The organism is Winogradskyella sp. HB-48 (assembly GCF_049942685.1).
In the GTDB taxonomy this organism is placed as follows: domain Bacteria; phylum Bacteroidota; class Bacteroidia; order Flavobacteriales; family Flavobacteriaceae; genus Winogradskyella.
Genome location: NZ_CP187934.1, coordinates 701,792 through 717,660, shown reverse-complemented (window position 1 = coordinate 717,660; position 15,869 = coordinate 701,792). Strand labels below are relative to the sequence as shown.

Below are 15,869 nucleotides of genomic sequence, written 5' to 3'. Positions count from 1 at the left end.
CCTTTGTTTATAAAGAAAGATTACGATTTGGACATTAACGATAATATAGATTCACCCTTTACTGTTAAAGTAGGCTTTAATAAGTTACTTAAACAGTATCAGCAATTAATTGATGCAGATAATGACTTTATTGCTGCTAATGCACGCCGTGTGTTAGACATTGCTAGCAAAAATCCTATTCTAAGAGAAGGTTTCAGTGACATTACGTTGTTGAAAACCTATGAAAAAGAGATTGGAGGATTATTACAAGATGCGTTTAGTCCCATCTTAACAAAAAATGAAATCAAGACAGCATCAGTTCCTTTTCAAGACATTATTTTTAATTCTTCTGAGCGCTTTCGGTCTATTCTAAAAACAGCTGGTAAAGATTTTGAATTGCAGATTAAGAATATGCCACAAGATCAAAGGTACATCATTGCATGTACCATCATTCTCAATTTTTGTTATGGCTATAATCTAAATTTTAAGCGTCCATTTTTCTACGAAATTCCTGATGCTAATGGCATAACTCGATATTACAAAATTTTGTACAATGCCGATTTTGTTGAAATCATACCAAAAGACTCGGCACCAGTCATTACAGCTGATGATTATGAAGAGTTATTAGATAATTTTGAAAATATTGAATTGTGGCGCAAAAAATTTCCGCCAAATAGCTATGAATTTAAAGGCTTTGTAATTTCTAATATTTTTGATGTTACTGATGACCAATCGATATCAAATATTAAATCTTCATTAATACATGACGATAAGCGTAAAGATGAAAGCTTTATAAAAAGTTTTCATGAAATCTTTAGATCATTATTTGGGTTTAAAAATCTTGAAGTAGGTTTCTCTATTTACAACGAAGAAGAAGGTGTGTTTGAGCGCGTCTACGGTGCAGGTATGAACAGCTTTTTATTAAATAAAGAAGAACGATTGCCTTGTGAAGATGCGCTCTGCAAGTGGTCTTACAATAGACTGCTTAAAGAGAATACATATTTTTCAATTTCAGATGTGGATAAGATTCATAAGCGCTCTAAAGGTAAATCACCACATATTAAAGTACTGCACGACCAAGGATATAAAAGTGCCATTTTTGCCCCAATAGCCAACGAAACTGGGTTGATGGGTATATTAGAAATTGTCTCAAAAGAGCCAAAAGTTTTAAATAGTATTAATGCTAATAAGCTTGTAGACATTATGCCTTATATCGTGTCGGCGGTGGAGCGTTCAAAGAATGAGGAGGCGAATTTAATTGAGGCTATAATACAAAAAGAATGCACCTCAATACATCCTAGTGTGCATTGGCGATTTGTGCAGGAGGCAAAAGATTATATAAAAACAGAATATAATACAGGGGAAACACCAACATTTAAGAAAATTGCTTTTGATGATGTCTATCCCTTATTTGGGCAAATTGATGTTAAAGGGTCATCTCATGCAAGGAATGAAGCAACACAAAAGGACTTATCACTTCAATTGAGTTTAGCTGAGAAAATTTTAAAGAAAACACTTCAAAAAAAGGAGCTTCCAATTTTTGAGCAAATAAAATTTCAGGTAAATGCTTATTGTACCGCTATTAAAACGAATTTTAAAGTAGATAGTGAGCATGAGATTACCGTGTTTTTAAGAGATGAAATTAAACCTGTTTTCGAATTGATAGCTCAAACAGAACCTGAACTAGAAAACGATATAAACGATTACTTCAGCAAAGTTGATCAAGATTTAGATGTCATCTATTTTTATAGAAAACTATATGACGACACAGTTAAATTGATAAACACCAACATGTCTTCTCTATTAGATGAAAAGCAGGTTGAAGCCCAAAAGATGTATCCACATTTCTTTGAGCGTTTTAAAACTGATGGTGTAGAACACAATATGTATATAGGAGAATCTATTACCAAGCACGATAGCTTTAACATGATTTACCTATACAACCTAAGGTTATGGCAATTACAGGTAATGTGCGAAATGGAAAATGTCTACTATCACAATCAACATGAATATCCCATCAGTTTAGATGTGGCTTCTATGGTATTGGTCTTTAATCAACCACTTTCAATTCGCTTTAGAATGGATGAAAAGCGATTTGATGTTGATGGTACTTATAATGCGCGTTATGAAGTTGTGAAAAAACGAGTGGATAAGGCATTTATCAAGGGTACAAAAAAGCGAGTGACCAAGAATGGTAAACTAACTATTGTTTATTCGCAGAAAGAAGATGAAGAAGAGTACAAAAGATACATTGGTTTTCTTCAATCAAAAAATGTTCTTGATAAGGATTTAGAGGTTTTACAATTGGAAGAGTTGCAAGGTGTAACAGGTTTAAAAGCATTGCGGGTGAGTATTCTATATCACAATGCAGAAGATGATAAGAAATTCTATACCTATGATGATCTAATGGAAACCATTAAATCATAAATTTAAAAGTATCATTTATGTTTTTCCTAATAGATGTAGAACTGGTTTCAGTATTGGATTTAGGAAAAACATCTTCGATATCAACATTTGGATTATTTTTTACGGCAAATGCAAAAGCCATCAATGAAATGATAATCCCTATCATAAAAACGGTGTAGGTTATGCGTAATAATCTATATTTTCGTTCTAAAACCTTCCCCAAAAAGTAAAGATCCTTAGTTAAAGCCTTATAAATGTAATCTTTATCTTTAACCATTTCCATAATGGCCCATTCAAATTCCTCTAGATCCATTTTATGAAAATTACCGAAGAAGCTTAAGTTTACTTTCTGGTTTTTGACATCTTCCTTAGTAAACTGTCCACTAGTAACGTTCGGTCTGGTGGCTATGATAGAAAGCACCATAGAAACCACACAAAAGAACAAAAAAATGATAGTTGGCCATGTTAAGTATGGATTGTTGTCTAATTTAGAAATAAGATTGGCTAATACGACTGAGATAATAATAGCATTGACAGATAATAAAATATTAGCTTTTGTATCTGCAATGTCACTTAATTTAATGTGATTTCTTAGAGCAGTTCTATAAAACGTTTGTACACCACGCTCTGGACTTTCATTTTTATATTGTGCTTTGTATTTTGCTTTTAATTTTTCTACATCGAGTTTCTTTTTACGCTTTTTCTTTTTACCCATTAATTTAGCCAGGTTCTTTTCCTTTCTTGGCTGCCAGTTTTTTAAGGCGTATTCCGTATAAAAACTGTGTTCGGTTAAAACTTTAATATTTTCTGTACGCCATTCCGCAGGGGTGTAGCTTTTAATGCCGCGCAGTTCTAGTTCTTTTCTTAGAAATTCGCTGGCTTCATCAAAATACTTTTTTCCAAAATGCGAAGCATCTGCATCTCTAATAATTTCTTCAAGGTTGTTAGTAGGTTCTTTATCAAATCTTGTTGCCATTATACAATCTGAAACAGCTTTAATGGTTTGTTCTTCAACCCCTTTTTTCTTCAAAAACGTTTCTGAAAGTTTAACGCTTTCAGTTTCATGGTTTTCAGGGCTAACAGTATAGCCAATATCATGTAATAAGGCGGCGAGTTCTAGTATTTCGGCTTCTTCTTTTGTAAGCTCAGAGTTTTCTATCAGTTCTTTGGTGCTTTTTAAAACACGTTGGGTATGTGTGTAGTTATGGTAGATAAATGTATTTGGAAGTTGATCAGTAAGAAGATTAAAAACATAGTCTTGTGTGTCTTTAATAAGAGACTTTTCCATAAGTAATGTAGATTATTAATTAGGTCTAAATTACGAAAATTACAAGACTTAACATTTAATTAGTGTAGTTACTAGTGACTAAGTTGTATTTTTATAAATCAGACAAAGCGTATGGATAGTTTGAAAATGAAGAAGCGTATTATTGCTCAAAACAGAAGTTAATTTCATTTTATGAATTTAAGTATTGAAGACACCTTTAATAGAGAGTTAACGCCTGATACCAATTTGGAAAATACAAGACGGAAAGTATTTGGTGCAATGTATTCTTTTGTAAAACCAAAAGTACCCTCAAACCCCAAATTAATTCATGTTTCACCGGAAATGTTAGAAAATATAGGTGTTTCTACAATAGATGTTGAATCTAAAATATTTTTAAATATCTTCTCTGGTGCTCAAGTTTATGAAAATACTCGGTCTTATGCCATGGCCTACGCAGGACACCAATTTGGCAATTGGGCAGGACAGTTAGGTGATGGTAGAGCAATTAATCTGTTTGAAGTAGTTCACGACAAAAAACGATGGGCCCTGCAACTTAAAGGGGCAGGGGAAACACCTTATTCTAGACAAGGTGATGGTTTAGCGGTTTTAAGATCTTCGGTAAGGGAATATCTGTGCAGTGAAGCCATGCATCATTTAGGAGTACCCACAACAAGAGCATTAAGTTTAATGCTTTCAGGAGATGATGTGCTACGAGATGTGCTTTACAATGGCAATGCAGCCTACGAAAAAGGGGCAATTGTGTGCAGAGTCGCACCAAGCTTTGTTCGGTTTGGTAATTTTGAATTGTTTGCGGCTAGAAATGATACTGAAAATCTCAGAAAACTAACCGACTATACGATTAAATACTTTTACCCAGAACTCGGTACACCTTCAAAGGAGACGTATATCAAGTTTTTTAAAGCAGTTACGAATAGAACTTTAAATATGATAATCCATTGGCAGCGCGTAGGGTTTGTGCATGGAGTTATGAATACCGATAACATGTCTATTCTAGGTTTAACTATAGATTATGGTCCGTACGGATGGTTAGAAGGTTTTGATTTTGGATGGACACCAAATACTACAGATCGAGAGCAAAAGCGCTATCGTTATGGTAATCAACCCAATATTGCACTGTGGAATTTACTGCAATTGGCAAATGCTCTATATCCTTTAATTGAAGAGGCAGAACCCTTTGAAACCATTTTAAATCAATATCAAACAGAATTTGAAATCCAGTTTTTGGATATGATGCGCTCAAAGTTAGGCTTGGAATTAAAGAAAGAAGAAGATAAAAAGTTGATTGAAGATTTAGAAGAATGTCTTTTGTTATCCGAAACAGACATGACTATATTTTATCGCTTATTATCTTCTTTTGAGAGAGGGAAAGAGGCTGATGGGCTTAAGCTTATTGAAAAGGCTTTTTATCATCCAAATGAGATTAAAGATAGCATTGATACCCAATGGAAAGTTTGGTTTGAAGCCTACGACAAAAGGTTACAGTTAGAGGTCTCAACTGACCAACAACGACAGATAAGAATGAATGCAGTTAACCCTAAATATGTCTTGCGAAACTATATGGCTCAGTTAGCTATTGATAAGGCCAATGAAGGTGACTACAGTTTAATTGATGAATTATTCAATATGTTGAAAAAACCATACAAAGACCAGCCAAAATACGAAAAATGGTTTGCCAAACGTCCGGAATGGGCTAGGCACAAAGTAGGCTGTTCCATGTTGTCTTGCAGTTCGTAACTTTGATTAAGTTTTAAAACGTATAATGAAATTGATATACAGAAAAATTACAATACTTGTTTTAGTCTTATTAAGTCAGGCTTGTGCCACATATAAAGCACAATATGCTCTGGATAATTTTATGATTCAAAATTTACCTGATAAATCTATAGACAACGTATTTTATTTGGTTGGAGACGCTGGTAAATCACCTATGAATGGATATTCGGATGCCCTATCGGCCTTTAAAAAACATCTTGCTGCTCAGAGCGACTCCAATGAAGATTATACCATTTACTTAGGAGATAATATCTATCCAGCAGGTCTGCCAAGTAAAGACCATAAATACAGAAATGAGGCAGAGAACGCTCTTAATGCACAAATTGGAGCGGTTGAGGCTTTTGAAGGCAAAACGATTTTTATTCCTGGGAATCATGATTGGTATGCGGACGGAATAAAAGGGGTAAAACGTCAAGAAAAGTACATCGAAAAGGCACTAGGGAAAAATACTTTTCAGCCCGAAAACGGCTGTCCGCTTAAGAGTATAGATGTTAGTGAAACGGTTCAGTTGATTATTATAGATACACAATGGTATTTAGAAAATTGGAATGACAATCCTGGAATTAATGACGAATGTGAAATAAAAACCAGGGAACGTTTCTTCTTAGAAGTCGAAGGAGAATTAAAAAAAGCGCAGAATAAAACTATTGTATTTGCAATGCATCACCCAATGTACACCAATGGTGTACACGGAGGTCAGTTTGCAGCTTCAAAACATATTTTTCCTGGTCAGAAGAAAATCCCTATGCCAGGTTTAGCAACGGTTGTCGCCCAAATTAGAACGCAAGGAGGAGTGTCTATTCAAGATCGCTACAATGAGCGTTATAATGAATTGATGAAGCGTTTAGAGACACTCGCTGTAGATAGCCCTAAATTGGTTTTTGTATCTGGTCATGAGCATACTTTGCAATACATTGAAGAAGGCAGAATAAAGCAGATTGTCTCAGGCTCTGGTGCAAAGGAGTCATATGCAACACTTAGTGATAATGGCTTATTTTCTTATGGCAGACAAGGCTTTGCAAAACTTGTGGTTTACAAAGATGGCAGTTCTTGGGTACAATTTTTTAGTGCTGAGAATGGTGAGCCAAAACCCATTTTTCAAAAAGAGATTATACCGCCAAACCAACCGGAATTTGATGTTTCTACATTACCAGTTAGCTTTCCTAATGCAGTTGAAGTTTCAATTTACTCAAAAGAAGAAACGGAAAAAACAGGATTTTTTAAGTCTATTTGGGGTGAAAACTACCGTGATGTTTACAGCAAAAAAATTACCGCCAAAGTAGCTACGTTAGACACCTTATATGGAGGTTTGGAAGTTGTTCGTAAAGGAGGAGGCCATCAAACACGTTCGCTAAGATTAAAGTTGAAAGATGGCCGAGAACTGAATATGAGGGCCTTAAGAAAGAGTGCTACCCAGTACATCCAAACTGTAGTATTTAAGGATAACTTTATAGAGAATGAGTTTGATGAAACTATTGTTGAGGATTTGATTTTGGATTTTTATACCGCAGCTCACCCTTATGCGTTTTTGGCAGTACCAAAACTATCTGATGCTGCAAAAGTACTGCACACCAATCCGAAATTGTACTATATTCCCAAACACCAACACCTAGGTAAGTATAATGATGAGTATGGGGATGAGCTTTACATGATTGAGGAGCGTCCAGAAGACCATTACTCTAACGAAAAGAATTTTGGATATGCAGATGATATTGAGAGTACACATGATATCATTGAAAAGATAAGAAAAGACGAAGAATATAAAATAGATGAAGTAGCTTTTGTGAGGGCACGATTATTTGATATGCTTCTTGGGGATTGGGACCGTCACCAAGACCAATGGCGTTGGGCTCAATTCGATCAGCCCAATGGTGATAAACTCTACAGACCGATACCTAGAGATAGGGATCAGGTATTTTCTAATTTCGATGGGACTCTTCTAGATATTGGACGAGCCATTTCTACCGCAACAAATCAACTTCAGGTGTATGATACAGAGTTAAAAGATATCGAGTGGATGAACAATGCAGGTCATAAACTAGACAAAGCATTAATAAAAAGGGTAGACAAATCGATTTGGCTTGAGCAAGCTCAATTTCTTCAAAATGAAATTACAAACGAGGTCATAGAAGACGCTTTTTCAAATTTGCCAGAGGAAATTCAAGATGAAACCATTGAAGATATCAAGGCAAAACTTAAAGGACGACGCGATAATTTAATGGACATTGCATCGCGTTATTCAGACTATTTGGATGAATTAGTTATACTCACTGCAACTGATAAAGACGATTACATAACAATTACCAGAGTAGCGGACAAAGAAACGAGAGTTCAAATTTGGCGTAATAAGGATGGTGAAAAGGCAGATGTTATTGTCGATAGAACGTACCACAGAGATACTACCAAAGAAATCTGGGTTTATGGCCTAGATGATACCGATATATTTGAAGTTAATGGTAAAGCCAATAACTTAATTTATATAAGACTCATTGGAGGACAAGGTAATGACACCTATATCATAAATAATGGAAGACGTATAAAAGTTTATGACCATAAGTCTAAAGAAAACACAGTAAAACTTAACAAAGGTGGGCAGTTGAAGTTTACAGACGACTACATTTCTAATCTTTATGATTTTCAAAAATTTATATCTCGGACTAGTATTATAACACCAAGTATTGGTTTTAATCCTGATGATGGTTTAAAAGTTGGCTTAAGTGTTACCAAAACGACAAGGGGTTTTGAGCGTAACCCATATTCACAGCAACATAAATTTAGATCAGGATACTATTTTGCAACGGAAGGCTTTGATCTGAGGTATGAGGGGCAATTTGCCAATATTTTTGGAAATTGGAATTTAAAGTTAGGCGGTATTTTTACGAGTGAAAATTTCACTAACAATTTTTTTGGTTTTGGTAATGAAACTGTAAACAATGATGATGATTTGGGGTTGGATTACAACAGGGTTAAAACTAGTATCATTGCTGTTAATATTGGTGCCATTAGAAATTCAGGATATGGAAGTGAATATGGATTTAAAGCAGTCTTTGAAGGTATTGAATTAGAAGACACAAATAACAGATTTATCTCAGATATTGCTCCCGCCACTGACGAAGATTTTTTTGAAAGACGCTTGTTTACCGCTCTTGAAGCTGAATATAATTACCATAGTGCTGATGATGAGATTGCAACATCACGTGGAATGGACTTTAATTTTATTGCAGGCACAAAAACAGAAGTTGAAGAATTCAAGAATTTATTCGGATATATTAATGCGCATCTTGGTTTTTACAATGCTTTAAGTGTTGATAGAAAGCTGGTTCTAAAAACCGATGTTAGAACCCAGCTACGTTTTGGTGATGACTTTTTGTTTTTTCAAGGAGCCAATATTGGAGATGGCACAGGTCTAAGAGGTTACAGAAGAGAACGTTTTACTGGTAAAAATGCCTTGGTCACTAACGCTGATTTAAGATACAGTTTTAATACTTTTAAAACAGGATGGTTTCCGATGCAAATTGGTGTTTTTTCAGGTTTGGATGTGGGTAGAGTTTGGGTTAAGAACGATAGTTCGGAAAAATGGCATAATTCCTATGGAGGCGGATTTTGGGTAGCGGCAGCAGATGCAGTAGCTGGTACTTTTAACTTTTTTACTGGTGAAGATGGCCTAAGATTTTCATTTGGCTTTGGGCTTAATTTTTAATTGAGTTTAAAACTGTAAATATTACCTCCTTCGACACCATTGCGCTCATCTGTGATATAAACCTGAGAACTGTTTTTAAAACAAATGCCCTCTTTTTGTGAGTTATGGTCAAAACCTAGTTCTTCAATATTCCCCGAGAAAAAGTCATCCTTTTCAAATCCAGTAATTTTCCATAATTTATCATGATTTAGAAGTACTATGCTTTTGCCGTCATCACTGATGTCAGCCGAAGTAATTTTGTTGTCTTTTCCGTCTAAATTAAAATCAGTAATTATAGTCGCTTCATGTTTACCAGGTGAATTAGGAACTTTAAGTACAATAAATTTTTTGGTTTCTTTACTAAAAATGTAAAATGAATCCTCAAATAGAAAAAAGGCTTCAAAATCCTTAGAATCTTGTTTCTTAGGTAGTGTGAATTCTATGATATCGGCATTAGTTACCTTTTTGCTTAAATCTTTATGATTAATTTTTAAGATTCTAAAATGCTTTCGTTTTTCATTATTATTACCAAAATCACCAATGTATAAATTACCTTGCTCGTCAGACGTTAGATCTTCCCAGTCAATATTACTGGCGTTTAAAACGGCAATTTGTTTTACAATTTTTCCACTAGTATTCAGTCCATATAGGTTGTTATCGTTGCCTGCATCTTCAATCGTCCAGATGAGAGGGGATTGTGGGATAGTTTCAGCTGCAGATGCCTCTTCAAGAGCATTATTTATGCTTCCTTCTAGTTTTAATTGACCAGAGGACTGGCAAGAAACCGTAAAGAAGATAATTAATAATAGTTTTTTAAACTTTAACATCTCAAATAATGATCGTTTTAGTGTTTTCCTTTATTAATTTATCTACAAACTTAACGAACTCCTCATGTTCTTTATTATCATCATCTTTTTGCGGCATTCGAGTCGAAGATTCAAAAGATTTTAATTTTCTGAAATTATTATCGTTATTCATTATTCTATCAATATTCACTTGAGTCTCAAAGAACTTTTCGTAATTTTCATAAAACAAAACATAAATCGATTTAATATTCTCGTGATTAAAAATTTGATTTAGAATGAGTTTGTCTGAAATTCCACATGAATGTCCAATTATAAAAACATTTATATTACTTGTATCATTTAAATAAGACCTAAGATTATCTTCACAATTAGTTTTCTTGTAACATTGTTTTTTAATATAACGCATATATTCTCTATTTCCATAATTAATGAGAGTTCTTGACTCTTCATCATCTGCTGCGAATCCAAATATTATAGGATTACTATTGTTATTGACTTGGCCATGAATATTTATGAATTTTTTATTTTTTATTACACTACTTTCGTCAGAGTAATTGCTTAAAGTATTTGTGTAATTGAAATTTAATATTGTAGATTTCTCATCATTTATTAGCTTTTTGAATAAATATGAATAAGACTCTATTTTGGTAGGGTTAACTTGTTGTTTTTCAAGATAAAGGGATAAATGATTTTTTAAGACCTCGAAATCTTCATGAAACTGATTAATGTTGTCATAACCACATATATCAAAGTTCATTAACACATCATAATATCTTTTTTCAATATCACACCAATTGTCTAAAAAGTTATCACTAATTAATAGTTTAAAAAACTTATTGTAGCATGCAAATGGATTATGATATTTACCATTTACAGCCTTTTTAAAGAAATCTAATGATGAAATTGATCTAGAAATTTTTATTAAATCTTTATATTGTAACTCATCATTTATATTAGACTCAATGATGTAGTTTATAAAATCTGTGTACCGAGTTTTTAAATTATGTGCTAAATCAAAACCATTGCCAATAATTAATAAATTGTTCATGTCTAAGTAGGAACTCATAAAAACTAAAATTACATTGTCTATAAATATATGTATTTTGATATAATAATTATTGGAGGAGGAGCAGCAGGATTCTTTGCTGCAATAAACATAGCGGAAAAGCATCCTGAATTATCAGTTGCAATCTTAGAGCGAGCAAAAGAAGGCTTGCAAAAGGTCAAAATATCTGGTGGAGGACGTTGCAATGTAACGCATGCTGAGTTTGTGCCATCAGAATTAGTGCAAAATTATCCGCGTGGTGAAAAGGAATTGCTAGGGCCATTTCATAGATTTATGACAGGTGATACCATTACTTGGTTTGAAGAACGTGGTGTAGAATTAAAGATTGAGGAAGATGGCAGAATGTTTCCTATTTCAAATTCGTCTCAGACCATAATAGATTGCTTCTTGTTTGAAGCCAAAAAGCACAAGGTCGAGGTGTTATATAACCACTCTTTAAAATTAATAAAACCACTTGATAACGGATTTATAGTTAATACATCACAAGGTGATATTGAAGCTAAAAAAATAGTTTTGGCAACAGGTAGTAATCCAAAAATATGGAAGCTTTTAGAAGATTTAGGGCACACCATTATTCCACCAGTACCTTCGTTGTTTACTTTTGATATAAAAGATAAGCGTATTGAAGATATACCAGGTGTTGTGGTACAGAACGTTTACATAAAAGTTTTGGGAACCAATCTTGTTTCAGAAGGTCCTTTGTTGGTAACGCATGTAGGTATGAGTGCACCAGCAATTTTAAAACTATCAGCTTATGGCGCAGTAGAACTCGCAAAACTTAATTATAATTTTAAGATTGAAGTTAACTTTATAAAAAAAGATTTTGAAGACTGTTTAAATCATCTAAAAGATTTAAAACAAGAATTAGCCAAGAAACAGATTTTTGGAACTACACAGTTCAATTTGCCAAAACGATTGTGGAGAAAACTAGTTTTAGCTTCAAATATTTCAGAAAATGAACGTTGGGCAGATCTCAATAAAGAGCAACTGACTGCTTTAGCGGAGGAGTTAACACAAGCTATTTTTCAAGTTATCGGAAAAAGTACATTTAAGGAAGAATTTGTTACAGCAGGCGGAGTTGATTTAAAAGAAATCAACTTTAAAACCTTTGAAAGCAAGCTCATCCCAAACTTATATTTTGCAGGTGAAGTTATTAATGTAGATGCGGTTACGGGCGGATTTAACTTTCAGAATGCTTGGACAGGTGCATATATTGTATCGGAATCAATTGTGGAAAAATGAAAACTTACATAGTTTTAATAAGAGGGATAAACGTCGGTGGGCACAGAAAAGTATCAATGGCAGAGTTAAGAGATCTGCTAACCAAGATTGGATTTTCTAATGTAAAAACTTACATACAAAGCGGTAATGTGATATTTAAAGTTACAGAAACTAATGCCAAAGAGATAGAAAATTCAATTCAAAAGTTGATTATCGACCATTTTGGTTTTGAAGTTTCAGTAATGGTGAGAAACAGACAACAGTTGCAAAAAATAGTTTATGATTGTCCGTTTTCCGAAGATAAAAAAATCTACAGCTATTTTGGAATATTATCTCATTACCCAAAAGAAGACTTAGTTCAAAAAGCTTATGAGAAAACCTATGAAAATGAGGAGTATAAAATTATAAATGATTGTATTTATTTCTATTCAGATAAAGGTTATGGCAATGCAAAATTTAATCTTAATTATTTTGAAAAAAGGCTAAATGTCAATGCAACTGCAAGGAACTATAAAACAATACTAAAGTTACTATCTTTGTCGTCAGAAAATTAAATAATGAGAGCTGAAGATTTTATTTTAAAAAATTACAATTCTAGTATAGAAAATGGTTCAGTAAAATGGTCTTCTCCAAGTAATATTGCTCTAATAAAATATTGGGGAAAAAGAGAAAATCAAATACCAGAGAATCCATCCATAAGTTTTACACTATCAAATTGTAAAACCATTACAGAAGTCACTTACACTAAAAAAGAAACGTCAGATTTTAGTTTTGAGGTACATTTTGAGGGTAAAAAAAACGAAGCTTTCGAGCCGAAAATTAGAACATTTTTTGAGCGCGTAGAAGATTATGTCCCTTTTTTAAGAGATTATCATTTTAAAATTGATACTGCTAATACGTTTCCGCATAGTTCAGGTATTGCATCTTCAGCTTCAGGGATGAGTGCTCTGGCCTTATGTTTAATGAGTATAGAACAGGAGTTAGGGGCAGATGACACTTTAGACTATTTCAACAAAAAAGCATCTTTTCTTGCGAGACTAGGTTCTGGTAGTGCCTGCAGAAGTATAGAAGGAGAATTGGTAGTTTGGGGACAAAATGAAAGTACTGAGAGTTCAGATTTATATGGTATTAAATTTGACGGCGACCTGCATCCTAATTTCAAAAACTATCAGGATACAATTCTTTTAGTTGACAAGGGAGAAAAGCAGGTGAGCAGCACTGTTGGTCATAAGCTCATGTTTGGTCATCCTTTTGCAACGCAACGTTTTGCACAAGCACACGATAATTTGGCAAAACTTAAAACGGTTTTAGAGTCAGGGGATTTAAAAGCGTTTGTAAAAATTGTGGAGAGTGAGGCATTAACACTTCATGCCATGATGATGACCAGTATACCTTACTTCATTTTAATGAAACCAAATACGCTTCAGATCATAAACAAAATATGGGAATTTAGAGTAGCGAATAATTCTAATATTTGTTTTACATTAGATGCAGGTGCTAATGTGCATGTATTGTACCCTGAAAATGAAAAGGACAGTATCCTAGAATTTATAAAAAATGAATTGGCGGCATATTGTCAAAATGGACATTTTATTACGGATCATGTAGGAAATGGTGCCGAATTAATCAAAAAATAACATAGCTTAAAGCTTGATTGCAAACTATATAGCAGATTTATACGTATATTTGTTAAAAGAAATTGTTTAGTATCTTATGAAAGGACCCCTTTTCTATTCAAAAATTTTACTCTTTGGTGAGTACGGAATCATTAAGGATTCTAAGGGTTTGTCTATTCCTTATAATTTTTATAACGGAGCTTTAAAGGTGGATGAAAATCCGTCAAGTGAAGCATTGAAGTCAAATGAAAGTTTAAAGCGTTTTGTAACTTATCTGGAGAATTTAGATAAGGATTTAGTGTCTTTTAATATTGATGAGTTAAAGGCGGATGTAGAAGCGGGTATGTATTTTGATTCTTCAATTCCACAAGGTTATGGCGTAGGAAGTAGTGGAGCTTTGGTAGCAGCTATTTACGATAAATATGCGACTGAGAAAATAACGGTTTTAGAAAATCTAACGCGTGATAAACTTTTAAAGTTGAAAGCTATTTTTTCTGAAATGGAGTCCTTTTTTCATGGGAAGTCCTCAGGTTTAGACCCTCTAAATAGCTACCTGAGTCTTCCGATATTGATTAATTCCAAAGACAATATTGAGGCAACTGGAATTCCGTCACAAAGTGCAGATGGCAAAGGCGCGGTCTTTTTATTGGATAGTGGTATTGTAGGTGAAACAGCACCTATGGTCAGTATCTTTATGGAGAACATGAAGAACGAAGGATTCCGTAATATGCTAAAAGAGCAGTTTATTAAGCATACTGATGCTTGTGTTGACGATTTCTTAAGAGGTGATATCAAATCACTTTTCAGAAATACAAAGCAACTTTCTAAAATTGTACTTAATAATTTTAAACCTATGATACCTCAACAATTCCATGAGCTATGGAAAATGGGGATTGAGACCAATGATTACTATCTTAAACTGTGTGGCTCTGGTGGTGGTGGCTATATTTTAGGCTTTACCGAAGATATTGAAAGGGCCAAAGAAGCTTTAAAAGGCCAGAAATTAGAAGTTGTTTATAACTTTTAGAACTAAAAATATTACATTTAGACCTCGCAGATTCTAGTAATTTGTGAGGTTTTTTAATTTTAATCTATGTTAACCAGAAGGCAGAAACATATTCTCTTAAAATTTTTCAGCCTGTTTTCAGTAGTGCGTGGTTACAATATTCTGGTTGTAGTCATTGCACAGTATTTAGCATCAATTTACATATTTGCACACGATAAACCATTAAAAAAAGTATTGTTTGATGTTAACTTACTTATGTTAGTGTTGGCATCATCTGCAACTATAGCTGCAGGTTATATTATCAATAATTTTTACGATTCCGAAAAAGATTTAATCAACAGACCAAGAAAAACCATGCTAGATCGTCTGGTGAGTCAAAATACAAAGTTGTCATTTTACTTTGTGTTGAATTTTTTAGCATTGGTCTTTGCTAGTTATGTATCCTTTAGAGCTGTTCTATTTTTTGCACTTTACATTTTTGCAATATGGTTGTATTCGCATAAATTCAAAAAACAACCAATAACAGGTAATTTAGTGTCTGCTATACTTACAGTAACACCATTCTTTGCCATTTTTATTTATTACAAAAATTTTGAATTGGTCATCTTTGCTCATGCTATATTCTTATTCTTGTTAATATCTATGCGAGAGTTGACGAAAGATTTAGAGAATATTAAAGGTGATTTAGCACTAGATTATAAAACGGTTCCTGTAGTGTATGGAGAAAAAACTTCTAAGTTAATGCTCTCTATTTTGGTTGTTCTAACCATTATATCTGGAATTGTTATAACACTATTCTTCAAAATTGGGCATATGTATTATTTCTTCTATTTAAGTGTAATCTTGCTTTTACTTTTTCTACTTATTCTTTGGAAATCCAATAAGAAATCGCACTATTTGTTACTTCATAATATATTGAAGTTTATTATAGTTGCAGGAGTATTTTCCATTTTGTTAATAGATGTTTCAGTTGTATTAAATCGTTTATAGAATGAATTCTAAACTAAAGATTGCCATGGCATAAATATG

General features: G+C 33.5%; 11 protein-coding genes. 8 read left to right on the top strand and 3 right to left on the bottom strand.

The window, feature by feature from the left end; all coding sequences use genetic code 11:
- Nucleotides 1–3 precede the first annotated feature (3 nt).
- Nucleotides 4–2,406 (top strand): GAF domain-containing protein, encoded by a 2,403-nt coding sequence (locus tag ACPX19_RS03355; protein WP_426431485.1) that lies wholly within the window; start codon nt 4–6, stop codon nt 2,404–2,406.
- Here the strand turns inward: ACPX19_RS03355 and ACPX19_RS03350 are convergent.
- Nucleotides 2,396–3,673, bottom strand: coding sequence for a Pycsar system effector family protein (locus ACPX19_RS03350; RefSeq protein WP_426431483.1), 1,278 nt, complete (start codon nt 3,671–3,673; stop codon nt 2,396–2,398). The genes ACPX19_RS03355 and ACPX19_RS03350 overlap by 11 nt on opposite strands.
- A 171-nt stretch (nt 3,674–3,844) precedes the next feature.
- Between ACPX19_RS03350 and ACPX19_RS03345 the strand changes: the two genes are divergently transcribed.
- Nucleotides 3,845–5,407, top strand: a complete 1,563-nt coding sequence (locus ACPX19_RS03345; RefSeq protein WP_426431482.1) for a protein adenylyltransferase SelO — start codon at nt 3,845–3,847, stop codon at nt 5,405–5,407.
- 25 nt (nt 5,408–5,432) lie between these two features.
- On the top strand, nt 5,433–9,146 hold the full coding sequence (locus ACPX19_RS03340) for a metallophosphoesterase (RefSeq protein ID WP_426431480.1): 3,714 nt from the start codon (nt 5,433–5,435) through the stop codon (nt 9,144–9,146).
- On the opposite strand, the gene ACPX19_RS03335 is transcribed toward ACPX19_RS03340, so the two are convergent.
- Nucleotides 9,143–9,952, bottom strand: coding sequence for a hypothetical protein (locus ACPX19_RS03335; protein WP_426431478.1), 810 nt, complete (start codon nt 9,950–9,952; stop codon nt 9,143–9,145). The genes ACPX19_RS03340 and ACPX19_RS03335 overlap by 4 nt on opposite strands.
- 1 nt (nt 9,953) lies before the next feature.
- Entirely contained in the window at nt 9,954–10,997 is a 1,044-nt protein-coding gene (locus tag ACPX19_RS03330; RefSeq protein ID WP_426431476.1) for an AbiH family protein, read from the bottom strand.
- Between the two features lie 30 nt (nt 10,998–11,027).
- On the opposite strand from ACPX19_RS03330, the gene ACPX19_RS03325 reads away from it, so the two are divergent.
- From ACPX19_RS03325 to ACPX19_RS03305, 5 genes are all read left to right on the top strand, one after another.
- A complete protein-coding gene (locus ACPX19_RS03325; RefSeq protein ID WP_426431475.1) occupies nt 11,028–12,239 on the top strand; it encodes an NAD(P)/FAD-dependent oxidoreductase in 1,212 nt (403 codons plus the stop codon).
- On the top strand, nt 12,236–12,772 hold the full coding sequence (locus ACPX19_RS03320) for a DUF1697 domain-containing protein (RefSeq protein ID WP_426431474.1): 537 nt from the start codon (nt 12,236–12,238) through the stop codon (nt 12,770–12,772). Before ACPX19_RS03325 ends, ACPX19_RS03320 begins: the two co-directional genes overlap by 4 nt.
- Before the next feature lie 3 nt (nt 12,773–12,775).
- On the top strand, nt 12,776–13,855 hold the full coding sequence (locus ACPX19_RS03315) for a diphosphomevalonate/mevalonate 3,5-bisphosphate decarboxylase family protein (RefSeq protein ID WP_426431473.1): 1,080 nt from the start codon (nt 12,776–12,778) through the stop codon (nt 13,853–13,855).
- A gap of 76 nt (nt 13,856–13,931) precedes the next feature.
- On the top strand, nt 13,932–14,861 hold the full coding sequence (locus ACPX19_RS03310) for a mevalonate kinase family protein (RefSeq protein ID WP_426431472.1): 930 nt from the start codon (nt 13,932–13,934) through the stop codon (nt 14,859–14,861).
- A 66-nt stretch (nt 14,862–14,927) separates the two neighbouring features.
- Nucleotides 14,928–15,830, top strand: a complete 903-nt coding sequence (locus ACPX19_RS03305; protein ID WP_426431471.1) for a geranylgeranylglycerol-phosphate geranylgeranyltransferase — start codon at nt 14,928–14,930, stop codon at nt 15,828–15,830.
- Nucleotides 15,831–15,869: the final 39 nt, after the last annotated feature.

Excerpts from the sequence above, each read along its gene's own strand:
- ACPX19_RS03350 (WP_426431483.1), bottom strand. The coding sequence starts at position 3,673 with ATGGAAAAGTCTCTTATTAAAGACACACAAGACTATGTTTTTAATCTT.
- ACPX19_RS03345 (WP_426431482.1), top strand. The coding sequence starts at position 3,845 with ATGAATTTAAGTATTGAAGACACCTTTAATAGAGAGTTAACGCCTGAT.
- ACPX19_RS03340 (WP_426431480.1), top strand. The coding sequence starts at position 5,433 with ATGAAATTGATATACAGAAAAATTACAATACTTGTTTTAGTCTTATTA.
- ACPX19_RS03335 (WP_426431478.1), bottom strand. The coding sequence starts at position 9,952 with ATGTTAAAGTTTAAAAAACTATTATTAATTATCTTCTTTACGGTTTCT.
- ACPX19_RS03330 (WP_426431476.1), bottom strand. The coding sequence starts at position 10,997 with ATGAGTTCCTACTTAGACATGAACAATTTATTAATTATTGGCAATGGT.
- ACPX19_RS03325 (WP_426431475.1), top strand. The coding sequence starts at position 11,028 with ATGTATTTTGATATAATAATTATTGGAGGAGGAGCAGCAGGATTCTTT.
- ACPX19_RS03320 (WP_426431474.1), top strand. The coding sequence starts at position 12,236 with ATGAAAACTTACATAGTTTTAATAAGAGGGATAAACGTCGGTGGGCAC.
- ACPX19_RS03315 (WP_426431473.1), top strand. The coding sequence starts at position 12,776 with ATGAGAGCTGAAGATTTTATTTTAAAAAATTACAATTCTAGTATAGAA.
- ACPX19_RS03310 (WP_426431472.1), top strand. The coding sequence starts at position 13,932 with ATGAAAGGACCCCTTTTCTATTCAAAAATTTTACTCTTTGGTGAGTAC.
- ACPX19_RS03305 (WP_426431471.1), top strand. The coding sequence starts at position 14,928 with ATGTTAACCAGAAGGCAGAAACATATTCTCTTAAAATTTTTCAGCCTG.